The 13,416-nt window shown below is 68.7% G+C and carries 10 protein-coding genes; 4 read left to right on the top strand and 6 right to left on the bottom strand.

What is annotated here, in order from left to right; genetic code table 11:
* Positions 1–16: 16 nt before the first annotated feature.
* Together CLM74_RS15450 and tldD are read left to right on the top strand one after the other, a co-directional pair.
* Positions 17–3,886: a YhdP family protein gene (locus CLM74_RS15450; RefSeq protein ID WP_105164455.1), complete on the top strand. Its 3,870-nt coding sequence runs from the start codon at positions 17–19 to the stop codon at positions 3,884–3,886.
* A 63-nt stretch (positions 3,887–3,949) separates the two neighbouring features.
* Positions 3,950–5,395, top strand: a complete 1,446-nt coding sequence (gene tldD, locus CLM74_RS15445) for a metalloprotease TldD (protein ID WP_025879285.1) — start codon at positions 3,950–3,952, stop codon at positions 5,393–5,395.
* A gap of 41 nt (positions 5,396–5,436) precedes the next feature.
* On the opposite strand, the gene yjgA is transcribed toward tldD, so the two are convergent.
* Positions 5,437–6,027, bottom strand: coding sequence for a ribosome biogenesis factor YjgA (gene yjgA, locus CLM74_RS15440; protein ID WP_025879284.1), 591 nt, complete (start codon positions 6,025–6,027; stop codon positions 5,437–5,439).
* A 68-nt stretch (positions 6,028–6,095) separates the two neighbouring features.
* Between yjgA and pmbA the strand changes: the two genes are divergently transcribed.
* Both pmbA and CLM74_RS15430 read left to right on the top strand, forming a co-directional pair.
* Positions 6,096–7,463, top strand: a complete 1,368-nt coding sequence (gene pmbA, locus CLM74_RS15435) for a metalloprotease PmbA (protein ID WP_025879283.1) — start codon at positions 6,096–6,098, stop codon at positions 7,461–7,463.
* An 88-nt stretch (positions 7,464–7,551) separates the two neighbouring features.
* Positions 7,552–7,914: a DUF4870 domain-containing protein gene (locus tag CLM74_RS15430; protein WP_025879282.1), complete on the top strand. Its 363-nt coding sequence runs from the start codon at positions 7,552–7,554 to the stop codon at positions 7,912–7,914.
* 123 nt (positions 7,915–8,037) lie between these two features.
* Here the strand turns inward: CLM74_RS15430 and CLM74_RS15425 are convergent, their stop codons facing one another.
* The 5 genes from CLM74_RS15425 to CLM74_RS15400 all read right to left on the bottom strand — a co-directional run bounded on the left by CLM74_RS15425 (position 8,038) and on the right by CLM74_RS15400 (position 13,403).
* Positions 8,038–8,916, bottom strand: a complete 879-nt coding sequence (locus CLM74_RS15425; protein ID WP_100436735.1) for a farnesyl diphosphate synthase — start codon at positions 8,914–8,916, stop codon at positions 8,038–8,040.
* The gene (locus CLM74_RS15420) at positions 8,906–9,166 is read right to left on the bottom strand and encodes an exodeoxyribonuclease VII small subunit (protein ID WP_006381978.1); all 261 of its coding nucleotides are present in this window, start codon (positions 9,164–9,166) and stop codon (positions 8,906–8,908) included. The genes CLM74_RS15425 and CLM74_RS15420 overlap by 11 nt, the downstream gene beginning before the upstream one ends.
* 36 nt (positions 9,167–9,202) lie before the next feature.
* Positions 9,203–10,489 carry a tRNA lysidine(34) synthetase TilS gene (gene tilS / locus CLM74_RS15415; RefSeq protein WP_105164454.1) on the bottom strand — a complete coding sequence of 429 codons (1,287 nt, stop codon included), beginning with the start codon at positions 10,487–10,489 and terminating at the stop codon, positions 9,203–9,205.
* Between the two features lie 665 nt (positions 10,490–11,154).
* Positions 11,155–11,700: a WG repeat-containing protein gene (locus CLM74_RS15405; RefSeq protein WP_105164452.1), complete on the bottom strand. Its 546-nt coding sequence runs from the start codon at positions 11,698–11,700 to the stop codon at positions 11,155–11,157.
* Positions 11,697–13,403 (bottom strand): alkaline phosphatase, encoded by a 1,707-nt coding sequence (locus CLM74_RS15400; protein ID WP_105164451.1) that lies wholly within the window; start codon positions 13,401–13,403, stop codon positions 11,697–11,699. The genes CLM74_RS15405 and CLM74_RS15400 overlap by 4 nt, the downstream gene beginning before the upstream one ends.
* Between the last annotated feature and the right edge of the window lie 13 nt (positions 13,404–13,416).

The following is a 13,416-nucleotide window of genomic DNA, read 5'->3' as shown; positions in this document are numbered from 1 at the left end:
CTGCCTTCGGTGGCCGATGAGCGCGCCGCCGCGCCTGCGACTGCGAAGGATCCGCCGTCATTTCATCGCCGCATGCGCGGTTGGCCTGGTCGGGCTTGCCCTGCTGGTCGGCACCCTCAGCCAGCTGTTGCCGCTGGCTGAGCGCCATCCGGACCGGATCGCGGCCTGGCTGAGCACGCGCGCCGGGCAACCGGTGCGCTTCGAACGCCTGGACACCGCCTGGACCCGACGTGGTCCACTGCTGCAGTTGAAGGGCCTGCGCATCGGCGCGGGCCAGGGCCTGGCCATCGGCGATGCCGAGGTGCTGGTGTCGATGTACAGCGGCCTGCTGCCGGGCCGCTCGCTGACCGAACTGCGCCTGCGCGACCTGGCGCTGGACCTGCAGCAGGCCGCCGATGGCCGCTGGTCGGTGCGCGGCCTGCCGCAGTCCCGCGCTGGCGGCGATCCGCTGGATGCGTTGCGCCGGCTGGGCGAACTGCAGGTGATTGGTGGCCGCCTCGGCGTGCATGCGCCAGCACTGGGTGTCGACGCCACCCTGCCACGTATCGACCTGCGCCTGCGCGTGGATGGCGACCGCCTGCGGGTGGGCGTGCGTGCCTGGGCACAGACCGACGCCTTGCCGCTGACGGCGGTGCTGGACCTGGATCGCCAGCGCGGCAACGGCGAGGCCTGGGTAGGCGCCGATCCGATCGATTTCCGTTCCTGGGCGCCGTTGCTGGCGGCCGGCGGCATGCGCCTGCGCGAGGGCAAGGGCGAGCTCAACCTGTGGCTGACCCTGCGTGATTTCGCCCCGGTGGCGCTGACCACCGATTCGGACCTGCGTGATCTGCGTGTCGAAGGCGCGCCGATGCCTGGCGTGGCGCGCCCGGAAATTCAATTGCAACGGCTGCAGGCGCGCCTGCGTTGGCAGCGGACGGCAGAAGGCTGGGCGCTGCAGGTGCCGCGCCTGCGCCTGCAGGCCGATGGCAGCCAGCAGCAGCTGGACGGGCTGCAACTGCGGGTGGGCAAGCAGATGCAGGTGCAGGCCGCAGCAGCGCAGGCGGGTACCGCGTTGCGCGCGCTGGCGCTCAGCGACCGCCTGGACGCGGGCCTGCGGCATTGGCTGTACCTGGCCAAGCCGCAGCTGGACGTGGCGCAGCTGCAGTTGCGCGGCCAGCAGGATGGCCCGTTGTGGGTGCAGGGCGAACTGCAGTCGCTGGGCTTTGCCAGTGTTGGCAACTCGCCGGGCCTGCGCGGCCTGGGCGGCCGCTTCGAGGGCGATGCCAACGGCTTCAGCCTGCAGCTGCAACCCCAGCGCCAGCTGCAGTTCGATTGGCCGACCGGTTTCGGCGTGCGTCACGACCTGCATCTTGCCGGGCAGATCGTCGGTTGGCGCGACGAGGCCGGTGGCTGGCGCATCGGCACCCCGGCGATGCGTGTGGAAGGCACCGACTACGCTGCCGACGTGCGCGGTGGTCTCTGGTTCCAGGGCGATGGCACCCGGCCGTGGATGCAGCTGGCGGCCAAGCTGGACGACGTACCGATGACCGCGGCCAAGCGTTTCTGGATCCATTCCAGGATGAGCAAGGGCGCCACCGACTGGCTGGACATGGCCTTGGCCGGCGGCCAGGTGCGCAACGGCATCGGCCTGGTCAGTGGTGACCTGGACGACTGGCCGTTCGACAACAACGATGGCCGCTTCGAGGCCACCGGCCACATCAGCAACGGTGACATCCGCTTCCAGCACGATTGGCCGTTGATGGGCCAGGTCGATGCCGATGTCGCCTTCATCGGCCCTGGCTTCCACATGCAGGGGAGCGGCGATCTGGCCGGCGTGGCAGTACAGACATTCGAAGCCGGCATCCAGGATTTCGGCCAGCAGCCACTGTACGTGCGCGCCGACAGCCAGGGCGACGCCGGCAAGTTGCTGGCGATGCTGCGGCAGAGCCCGCTGCACAAGGAATACGGCGACACCCTGGACAACCTCGCGGCAAGCGGGCCGGCCAACGTGCATTTCGACCTGTTGCAGCCCCTGCATCATGACCAGGGCGGCGGCCACCTGCAGGGCACGGTGGACCTGGCCGGGCTGAAGCTGGTCGACAAGCGCTTCCAGCTGGAATTCGACAACATGCGCGGGCAGGCCCGCTACAGCAACGCCGGCTTCGCCGCCGAGGAACTGGCAGTGCGCCACCTCGGCCAGGACGGCCGGCTGAGCCTGCGCGCCGGTGGATTCGTGCGTGACCCCAAGCTGGCCTTCGAATCGGAACTGGCCGCCACGCTCGATGCGGGCGTGCTGATCGACCGCGCACCGGAAATGGCCTGGCTGAAGCCCTACATCAACGGTACCTCGCCGTGGACCATCGCGGTGAACCTGCCGAAGGTCGCGCCGGGTACACCAGCGCCGCCCAGCGAGCTGCGCCTGCGCTCGGATCTGCTGGGCACCCGCCTGGACCTGCCGGCACCGCTGCAGAAGCCGGCCAACGAACCGCTGCCGACCACCGTGGCCGCACAGCTGCCGATGGGCGCCGGCCGCATCGACGTGGCGTTCGGCCAGCGTCTGGCGCTGGCCGCGCGCAGCCACAACAACCAGACCGGCGTTCAGGTCACCCTGGGCAGCGACCACGTTGACCGCGAACCACCGCCCAGCGGGCTGACCATCAATGGCCGCAGCCCGACCCTGGATGCGCTGGAATGGATCGGCCTGGCCCGTGGCGCCGGTGGCGATGGCGACCCGATGCCGCTGCGCGCCGTGGACGTGCAGGTCGGCCAGCTGATGCTGATCGGCGGCGTGTTCGAGCAGACCCGCCTGCAGCTGCATCCTGGCCCGCAGGCGCTGGACGTGCGCCTTGATGGCCCCTCGCTGGCCGGCAAGTTGAATGTGCCCAACGCCGATGGCGGCACCATCAGCGGCCAGCTCGAGCGCGTGTACTGGCAATCGCTGCCGACCCTTCCCGGAGCCACGGCGGCACCGGCGCGGGTGCAGGCCGGTGCCGACGACATGGACCCGGCCAAGCTGCCGCCGTTCGCACTGGACATCGCCGACCTGAAGTTCGGCAAGGTCGTGCTGGGCCAGGCCGTGCTGCGTACGCGGCCGATCGCCAATGGCCTGAGCGTGGAACAACTGCAGTTCCGCGCCCCCAGCCAGGAGATCGACATCCGTGGCCGTTGGCTTGGCAAGGGTGGCGGTTCGCGAACCGCGCTTGATGCGCAGGTGCGCAGTGAAGACCTGGGCGGGTTGCTGCAGAACCTCGACTACGGCGGCCAGCTGCGCGGCGGCTCCGGCCACGCCCAGCTGCAGGCCTCATGGCCCGGCGGTCCGTCGGACTTCCAGCTTGGCAACCTGCAGGGCCAGCTCGATGTGAATGCCCGCAATGGTCAGCTGCTGGAGCTGGAGCCGGGTGCTGGCCGCGTGCTGGGCCTGCTCAGCGTCGCCCAGCTGCCGCGGCGGCTGATGTTCGACTTCCGCGACTTCTTCTCCAAGGGCTTCGCGTTCAACCAGGTCGAGGGCAGCGTGCAGTTCGGAGAGGGCATGGCCCGTACCGACAAGGTGTTGATCGAAGGGCCGGCAGCGAACATCACCATCCGTGGCCAGGCCGACCTGCGGAAACAGCAGTTCGACCAGACCATCGACGTCAACCCGCGCGCCGGCAATCTGCTGACCGTGGTCGGCGCGGTGGCCGGCGGCCCGGTGGGCGCAGCGCTGGGTGCAGCCACCAATGCGGTATTGTCCAAGCCATTGGGCGAGATCGGTGCCCGCACCTACAAGGTGACCGGCCCCTGGAAGGAGCCCAAGGTGGAGGTGATCGAGCGCAGCCGCGAACGTGCGCCAGTACCCGCACCGCCGCCGCGCCTGCCGCCGTTGCCGGCCGTGCCGCCGACCGTCACCGAACCACCGCCACCGCGCTGAGCGCGGCCCCCGTTTCCCCAGGGCGGCCTTGCCTGACCGCCTTCACACCCCCAGATCGAGACCATGACTGACAACGCCCTGACGCTTGCCCAAGATCGCCTGTTGCGCCCCGGTGGCCTGGATACCGCTGGCCTGGAGCGCACCTTCGGCCAACTGCTCGGCCCCGGTGTCGACTTCGGCGACCTGTACTTCCAGCATGCCCGGCGCGAAAGCTGGAGCGTGGAAGATGGCATCGTCAAGGACGGCGCCCATTCCATCGAGCAGGGCGTGGGCGTGCGCGCGATTGCCGGCGAGAAGACCGGCTTTGCCTATTCCGATGACATCCATGCCGGTGCATTGCTGACCGCAGCGCAGTCGGCACGTGCGATCTCGCGCGAAGGCGGCGCACAGACCGGACGCTCGCTGCTGCGCGGCGATGCGCGCGTGCTGTATCCGGCGCTGGACCCGATCGACGGCATCGGCAACGAAGCCAAGGTCGAGGTGCTCAAGCGCCTGGACGGCTACCTGCGCGCGGCCGACCCGCGCGTGAAGCAGGTGATGGTCAGCCTGTCCGGTGGCGTCGATACCGTGCTGGTTGCCCGCACCGATGGTGTGCTGGGCGCCGACGTGCGCCCGCTGGTGCGGTTGAACGTGCAGGTGATCGTCGAGCAGAACGGCCGCCGTGAGTCGGGTTATGCCGGCGGCGGCGGTCGCTATGGCTATGAAGCGCTGTTTGCCGATGGCCGCCCGGAAGCCTTTGCGCGCGAGGCGCTGCGGCAGGCCCTGGTGAACCTGGAAGCGGTGCCGGCGCCGGCCGGGGTGATGCCGGTGGTGCTGGGCCCGGGCTGGCCGGGCGTACTGCTGCACGAGGCGGTCGGCCATGGCCTGGAAGGTGACTTCAACCGCAAGGGCACCAGTGTCTACGCCGGCAGAATCGGCGAGCGCGTGGCTGCCCCGGGCGTGACCATCGTCGACGACGGCACCCTGGACGGACGCCGTGGTTCACTCAACATCGACGACGAAGGCCACCCGACCCAGTGCACCACGCTGATCGAGGACGGCATCCTGGTCGGCTACATGCAGGACAGCCTCAACGCGCGGCTGATGGGCGTGGCGCCGACCGGCAACGGCCGTCGCGAATCGTTCGCGCACATGACCATGCCGCGCATGACCAACACCTACATGCGCGCCGGCCAGCATGACCCGCAGGAAATGATCCGTTCGGTGAAGAAGGGCCTGTACGCGGTCAATTTCGGCGGCGGCCAGGTCGACATCACCAGCGGCAAGTACGTGTTCTCGGCCACCGAGGCCTACCTGATCGAGGACGGCCGGATCACCGCTCCAGTGAAGGGCGCGACCCTGATCGGCAATGGCCCGGAAACCATGCAGAAGGTGCGCATGGTCGGCAACGACCTGGCCCTGGACGAGGGCGTGGGCATCTGTGGCAAGGACGGGCAGAGTGTGCCGGTCGGTGTCGGCCAGCCGTCGCTGCTGATCGAGGGCATCACCGTCGGCGGTACCCAGGCCTGAGCACGGCGATGGCCACAGCCACCGCCATGCCCGACGGGGACTCAGTCCTCGTCGGCGTCGTCGACCGGTTCGTCTGCCTCGACGTCCTCAGCGGACGCCTTCAGGCCGAGCGCGGCCGGCAGCATCAGCGCGCGCAGCACCTGGAAGATCTCGCGGTAGGCGCGTGGCGGCTTGTTCTTGGCCTTTTCGGCCTGGGCGTTGCGCACCAGCGTGCGCAGCTGCTGGCGGTCGGCCTGCGGATGGTCATCCAGCAGCGCGGCCAGCGCCTTGTCGCCTTCATTCATGAGGCGTTCGCGCCAGTCTTCGACACGGTGCATCATCGCCACTTCGCGGCGCCCGGTTTCGCTGTTGGCATCCAGCGCATCGCGGATCGCGTCCAGCGCAGCATCGTCCTCGCGGCGCATGTGCTTGGCCAGAAACGCCAGCTGCCGCTTGTGCGCGATATGGGCGGTGATGCGCTTGCACTCGGCAATGTGTGGCAGCAGGTCCTCCGGGATCGGCAGGCGCGCCAGCTGGGCCGGGGTCAGCGACACCAGCTTCTCGCCCAGGGCCAGGACGTCGAGCGCATCGCGCCGGTTCTGGCTGCGGCTCTTGTCGTGGAATTCACCGGTTTCTTCGTCGCGTCCGCGCATCGTCCATACCTGATTTCAAAAAAAGTCGCCCGGCGTGATGCCGGGCCCAACCCGCACAGGATAAAGCATTGAACGTGATCGCCCCTGAAGTCGCCGTCGGCGACGACAGCCCGGCCCGGCTGGAACGGCTGGCCGACATCTCCCAGCAGCTGCTGCAGCGTGCCCGCGCGCTGGGTGCCAGCCAGGCCGAGGTCAGCTGCAGCGAAGACCGTGGGCTGGAGGTCAATGTCCGTCTCGGCGAGGTCGAGACCGTGCAGTCCACCCGTGACCGCGGCATTGCCGTGACCGTCTACTTCGGCCAGCGCAAGGGCAGTGCCAGCACCGCCGACCTGCATGAGGCCAGCCTGCTGGCCACCGTCGAGCAGGCCTGCGCGATCGCCCGCCATACCGAGGACGATCCGGCCGCCGGCCTCGCCGAGGCCGACCTGATGGCCCGCGACTTCCCCGAACTGGATGGCTGGCACCCCTGGGAGCTGCAGGCCGACGAGGCGGTGGACCTGGCGCTGGCCTGCGAGGCGGCGGGCCGCCAAGCCGATGCGCAGATCCGCAATTCCGATGGCGCCTCGGTATCGAGCATGCAGAGCGTGTCGGTCTACGCCAATTCGCATGGGTTCATCGGCCGCGAGCGCGGAACCCATCATTCGATCGGCTGTGCGCTGATCGCCGGCACCGGCGATGGCATGCAGCGCGACGGCTGGTATACCGGCGCACTGGCCCGCGAGGACCTGGAAGATCCGGCCAGCGTCGGTCGCCGCGCCGCAGAGCGCACGATCGCCCGCCTGCAGCCGCGTTCGCTGCCGACCGGCAGCATGCCGGTGCTGTACGCGCCGGAAGTGGCGCGCAGCCTGGTGGGCCACCTGCTGTCGGCGGTCTCCGGCGGCGCGCTGTACCGCCAGGCGAGCTTCCTGCTGGACAGCGTCGACCAGCAGCTGTTCCCCGACTGGATGCAGATCGAAGAGCTGCCGCACCTGCGCCGTGGCCTGCGCTCGGCCGCCTTTGACGGCGACGGCGTGGCCACCCGTGCCTCGGCCCTGGTGCGTGACGGTGTGCTGCAGCGTTACGTGCTGGGCAGCTATTCGGCGCGCAAGCTGGGCCTGCAGACCACCGCCAATGCCGGCGGCGTGCACAACCTGCAGCTGGCGGCCAATGCCGGTTCGCTGCAGGACATCGCCGCGCAGATGGGCAACGGCCTGCTGGTGACCGAGCTGATGGGGCAGGGGGTGAACGGGGTGACCGGTGACTACTCGCGCGGCGCCGGCGGCTTCCGCGTGGAGAACGGCCAGATCCAGTATCCGGTGGATGGCATCACCATCGCCGGCAACCTGCGCGACATGTTCATGGCCATCGAGGCGGTCGGCAGCGATGTCGATCCGCGCTCGCATATCCGCACCGGCTCGATCCTGGTGGGACGGATGACGATCGCCGGCAATGATTGATGCCATTGATGGCGTAAGCTAGGCCCGCCTGACGCGACCGGCTTGCCGCCGGTCGGTCAAGACCACCCAATAAAAAAGGAGTTTTGTCGTGAGCGAATTCGAGAACGTCCCGGCGGCGAGCAGCGTACCCGCTGACCAGCGCACCATGGCCCTGGTGGCGCACCTGCTGGGCATCTTCACCGGTTTCATTGGTGCCCTGGTCATCTGGCTGATCAACAAGGATGACGCCAGCAAGGCCTTCGTCACCGACCAGGCCAAGGAAGCGCTGAACTTCCAGATCACCGTCGCCATCGCGATGTTCGTCTGCATCATCCTGACCTTCGTGGTCATCGGTGTATTCCTGGCGCCGATCGTCGGCCTGCTCAGCCTGGTCTTCAGCATCATCGCTGCGGTGAAGGCGAACAATGGTGAAGCCTACCGTTACCCGTTCGCACTGCGCCTGATCAAGTAAGCGGCAACGATCAACGACGTAAAAAGAAACGCCCGGCAATGCCGGGCGTTTCCGTGTATGGCGCGTAGGGTAGCGCCGGGCCATGCCCGGCAAACGCGCAGCGCGGCAGATCCATGCCTGCAATCAGTGATCGCGTTCCACGGCCAGCGTGGCCAGCGCGCGCAGCGCATCGGCTTCTTCGTGATAGCCCGCCAGTGCCTGCTGCATGCGCGCGGAAAGTTCGCGCAGCTGCGCCTTGGCACCGTCCATGCCGAGCAGGGCAGGGAAGGTGCTCTTGTCCTGGGCCTGGTCCTTGCCGGCGGTCTTGCCCAGCTGTTCGGAACTGGCTTCGACATCGAGGATGTCATCGCGGACCTGGAAGGCCAGGCCGAGCGCATCGGCGAAACCGTCGAGCTGGGCCAGCGCGGGTTCGGGTGCATCACCGCACAACGCGCCCATGCGCACCGCAGCGCGGATCAGCGCACCGGTCTTCAGCGCATGCATGCGGGTGAGGGCTGCCAGCGACTGCTGCTGGCCGGTGGCATCGATGTCCAGCGCCTGGCCGCCGCACATGCCGGCCGCGCCGGAGGCATGGGCCAGGGTCTGCAGGCACGCTACGCGCAATGCCGCCGGCAGCGGTGCATCGGCCAGCAGGCCGAACGCACGGGTCTGCAGGGCGTCGCCGGCGAGGATCGCGGTGGCTTCGTCGAAGGCGATGTGGGTGGTGGGCTTGCCACGGCGCAGGGCATCGTCGTCCATCGCCGGCAGGTCGTCGTGCACCAGCGAGTATGCGTGGATCAGTTCCACCGCCATCGCCGCGGCATCAAGCCTGTCCAGGGGCGCGCCGAACACCTGGCCGGCGGCATAGACCAGCAAGGGGCGCATGCGCTTGCCGCCACCGAGCACGGAATGGCGCATCGCCTGGTGCAGGCGTTGCGGGGCTTCGGCCGGTGAGGGCAGGGCGGCGTCGAGCTGGCTTTCGATACGGTCGCGCCAGCGCGCGAACAACGCCTCAGCCGTCATGGCTGGGCGGATCGAAGGGTTCGGCGGTTTCGGGCTGGGCCGGATCGCTTAGCAGGCGCACGCGCAGTTCGGCCTGCTCCAGCGCCTGCTGGCACTGGCGGTACAGACCAACACCACGTTCGTAAGCACTGAGCGAGGCTTCCAGGCTCAACTCGCCGGTTTCCATCTGCTCCACCAGCTGTTCCAGCGATTCGAGCGACTGCTCGAACTGGGCGACCGGGGAGGCGTTTTCGGGGGACTTCTTGGCCATGCGACAAGTGTGGACGGCGCGCGCGCAAGGGTCAATTCACCAGCCGCCCGGATGCCACTGCAACTGCGCATTGCGTGCCTGCAGCCAGGCCTGCAGCGGTGCGGCAATGACTACATCGGCGGCCGCCAGCAGCTGCCCCTGGTCGAACAGCAGGGGCAGCTGCGCGCGTCGCCAGGGCGCCAGATGCTCGCGCTGCAGGCAATCCTTCAACGCGGATGAATGCGTACGGCCGGGCAGCACGATGCGCTCGCCGCCCTGGCGGGCACGCAGGTCCAGCGGATGTTCGAAGCGGTCCGTGCCGAGCAGGCGCAGCTGGCCGCCGTCGGGCAGCTGCAGCGGTGCACGGCCGTCCCAGGCCGCGTGCCAGTCCTTCGGCAGGACCGGCAGCGCTGCCGGCAGCAGGTAGGCGTGCTGGCGCCACTGGCGGATGGCGTGCTGCTGCCAACGCACCTGCGACTGCCGATCGGCGCCTGCGGCCATCAATTCGTTCTGTACTTGCCGCAGCACATGCGCCGGCAACGGGGCTGCGCCATGGCGGCGCACCCACGCACGCAGCACGCGCGCAGCACGCTCCGGTGCAACCTGGCGCAGCAGCTCCAGCGACAGCACCCGGGGTGCCACTTCCAGGTGAGCGAGCAGTTCGGCGTCTTCTTCATCGAGCAATGCACGGGTCTGCGCGCAATGCGCGGCGCTGCCGGCCAATGCGGCAGTGGCATGCGGCCAGCGCTGGCGCAGCAGTGGCAGTACCCGCAGGCGCAGGAAATTGCGGTCGGCGTGGTCTTCGCCGTTGCTGGGGTCTTCGATCCACTGCAGGCCGTGTGTCGTCGCGTAAGCCTGCAGCGCGCTGCGCGGCACATCGAGCAGTGGCCGCCACAGCCGATGGCCATCGAGGCGGCTGTCAGCGGTCATCGCCGCCAGCCCATCGATGCCCGAACCGCGCAACGCACGCAGCAGGAAGGTCTCGGCCTGGTCGTCCTGGTGCTGGGCCAGCGCCAGGGTTTCCCCGGCCTGCAGCTCGGCGCTGAATGCAGCGCGACGTGCCAGCCGGGCGGCCCCTTCGATGCCATGGCCGTCATCACGGCTGACCTGCACGTGGTGCACGGCCAGTTCGATGCCCAGCACCGCGCATTGCTGCTGGCAGTGCTGCACCCAGTCATCGGCAACCGGTTGCAGGCCATGGTGTACGTGCGTCGCACGCAGCGGCGTGCCGGCGGCCTGTGCCGATCGCCACAGCCAGTGCAGCAGCACGGTCGAGTCCAGGCCGCCGCTGTAGCCGACCAGCAGCGGTGCATCAAGCGGAACGAGGGCGGGGAAGGCGGTCACGGCGGCAAGTATAGGGTGGGTGGGTGAGTCGGCAGGGCTGCGCCCTGCACCCGCCGAAGCGGTAGTGCCGGCCGCGGGCCGGCAACCTGAGCAGCAACAGCAACAGCAACAGCAACAGCCGAAGCAAAAGCCGGCATTCCGTGGGATGGCGGGGTGGGTCCGGTTGCGGGGGGCGCTGCAAGTACGTCCATGTAAGCTCGGTCGCGCCTTGCTCGAGTGCGCAGTCCTGCGCACACGGCAAGACCGGGGTTGGGCGTCCTGCCCAACCCGCCCGAGGCATGCCTCGGGCCCATGGCGCTCACGCCCCCGCAACCGGACCCACCCCGCCTTCGACAGATCTCCGCGATCTGTTGGAATGGCTCTTGGGGTCAGATCCGTTTTCCGTAGGAAAACGGATCTGACCCCAGATTGATTTCGATATCTGAAAGAGATTCATCCACGCATGGCGTGGATCTACTGGCCACCGGCCAACTGTCAGAGGTGGGGCGGTGTCGGATTGCGGGGTGTCAGCCGCATGGATGCGGCTGCCAAGCCTACAAGGACGTACTTGCGGCGTCCCCGCAATCCGACACCGCCCCGCCATCCCACGGAATGCCGCTGTTGCTGTTGCTTCGGCCGTTGCTGTTGCTTCGGCAGGTGCAGGGCGCAGCCCTGCCGAAAAACCCTTACTTCACTCGACGACCGGAACGATCGATGCGGAACCACTCGCCGCCTTCCATCGGCGTATGCCCGTCGCCATCGGGCGTGCCGCGGCGGCAGCCGTTGCAGACCTCGGCCACGCCATCCTGGAACGGCCAGGCAAAATCGAACGTGGCCGCAATCACCTGCTCGAAGGCAGCGTTGAAATAACCCACGCGATCGCCGATGCGGCCGCGGAACAGGCCTTCCTGCAGGGGGTCTGCGCCGTTGTCCCAGGCGATCACCGCCTGGCTGCGGCCGCGACGGTCGACGTAGTGGAAGCCATCGGCGGTCTGGACCAGCGCCAGGCCATCGCCGTCGTAGGGGAGATCCTGCAGGGTGTCCTCGCTGATCTGCGGCTTGTCATCGACGACCTCGCAGCCGGGCAGCATCCACAACCCGTGTTCTTCGGTCATGACCTTGCAGGCCGGGCCCTGCGCCGACGCCCAGGGGCTGGCCAGCACGCCCAGCAGGGCCAGCCAGCGCGCACGGCGGAGGCTGCCCAGCGCAGAGCGTGCCGGCCGCGCCATCACTTGGCCTCGGCCTTGCGTTCGAAGGTGGCCGGTGCCGGCAGTTCCACCGGTACGCCCTTGTCGTCGCAGGTGCCGGCCTGGCACAGGCGATCGCGCAGGGCCGGGGTGGCCTGCACGATCATGTGGTAGATCGCGTTCTGCTCCAGGGTGCCGCGGATCGCCTTGCTGCCCGGGCCGCGTGCCCAGATGCCGACGTCCTCGCCACCATGCGATTCGGACTTCATCGGTACCAGCGCTTCCTGCATGTAGTCGGGATGCTCGGTATCGACGTCGTGCAGGTTCGGGCGGCCGTTGGCCGGCTCGAAGCTGCTGGGGTTGTGCGGGTAACGCTTCGGACCGGCCGGTTGCTGGTTGCTGGTGCCGGTATGGCCGGGGCCGTTGGCGTAGCTCAGGGTGGTGTACGGCTGGCCGTTGCCATCCAGCGCATAGTCGAGCTTGCCGGCGCCGTCTTCGCCACCCTTGTCCTTCACCTTGCCCAGGATCGGATTGCCGCGGGCCGGGTAGCCGACGAAGTTCAGGGTGTGCGAATGATCGGCAGTGACGATGATCAGGGTGTCATCGGCCGAGGTCAGCTCGTTGGCCACGCGCACGGCATCGGACAGGGCCACGGTTTCGGTCAGCGCACGGTAGGCGTTGCCGCTGTGGTTGGCGTGGTCGATGCGCGCGCCTTCGATCATCAGCACGTAGCCTTCCTGATGGCGTGACAGGTTCTTGATCGCCGCAGCGGTCAGCTCGGCCAGGCTCGGCTCACCGGCCGGGTCCTGCGGGCGTTCGTACTCGTAGCGCATGTGGTCGGGCTCGAACAGGCCGAGGATCGCCGGAGCGTTGGCGGCGGCCTGCAGCTGCTTGCTGTTCCAGACGTAGGCGCCCTGCGGGTGCGCCTGCTGCCATTCCTGCACCAGGCTGCGGCCGTCCAGGCGCTGGCCGACCTTGTCGTCGTACTCGGGGTCGCGCTCTTCCACGGTGGTGAACTCACCGCGACCACCGCCCAGGGCGACCAGCGGGCCGCGGCCGTAACGCGAGGTCGACAGCAACTGCTGCGCGATGTCCTTGCAGCCGGCGGCCTTGGCCGCCTCGGTCAGGTCGGTGTCGTTTTCCCAGTTGCGCTCAGGCGAGTGCGCATAGGTCGCGGCCGGCGTGGCGTGGGTCAGGCGCGCGGTGGAGACAACGCCAGTGGCCAGGCCGGCGCTGTCGGCCAGCTGCAGCCAGGTCAGCAGGCCCTTGGACAGGCTGTCGGCGCAGTCGGTGCGGCTGCCGGCACTGACGCCGATCGCACCCATGTGGGTCTTCACGCCGGTGGTGATGGCGGTCATGGTGCCGGCCGAATCCGGGGTCTGCGAGTCGGTGTTGTAGGTCTTGCTGAACGCGGTGGCGGGGAAGCGTTCCCACGACAGCAGGTTCTCTTCGCCCGAGCTGCCCTTCTGCTGGCCTTCGTAGATGCGCGAGGCGGCCACGGTGGTCAGGCTCATGCCGTCACCGAGGAACAGGATGACGTTTTTGGCCTTGCCAGCCATCGCGCCGTTCGCCGCTGCCTGCGCAGCGCCGCTGCGGTACCACCACTGCGGGGTTTCACCGGCCGGGTGGGCGACGGGGGCAACGGTGACCTTCAGGCCGGCCGGGGCGGACGCGGGAGCGGTGCTGGCGCAGGCGCCGAGCAGCAGGGTCGTGGCGCAGGCGGCCAACAGGGAGACGGAACGGCGCATGGACGCTGGGATC

The organism is Stenotrophomonas sp. MYb57, assembly GCF_002966815.1.
Classification (GTDB): domain Bacteria; phylum Pseudomonadota; class Gammaproteobacteria; order Xanthomonadales; family Xanthomonadaceae; genus Stenotrophomonas; species Stenotrophomonas indicatrix.
This window is presented reverse-complemented; position numbering and strand designations above follow the sequence as displayed.

Coding starts and splice junctions, on each gene's coding strand:
- CLM74_RS15450 (WP_105164455.1), top strand. CDS start 17: ATGAGCGCGCCGCCGCGCCTGCGACTGCGAAGGATCCGCCGTCATTTC.
- CLM74_RS15420 (WP_006381978.1), bottom strand. CDS start 9,166: ATGGCCAAGAAGTCCCCCGAAAACGCCTCCCCGGTCGCCCAGTTCGAG.
- yjgA (WP_025879284.1), bottom strand. CDS start 6,027: ATGCGCGGACGCGACGAAGAAACCGGTGAATTCCACGACAAGAGCCGC.
- CLM74_RS15400 (WP_105164451.1), bottom strand. CDS start 13,403: ATGCGCCGTTCCGTCTCCCTGTTGGCCGCCTGCGCCACGACCCTGCTG.
- CLM74_RS15425 (WP_100436735.1), bottom strand. CDS start 8,916: ATGACGGCTGAGGCGTTGTTCGCGCGCTGGCGCGACCGTATCGAAAGC.
- tldD (WP_025879285.1), top strand. CDS start 3,950: ATGACTGACAACGCCCTGACGCTTGCCCAAGATCGCCTGTTGCGCCCC.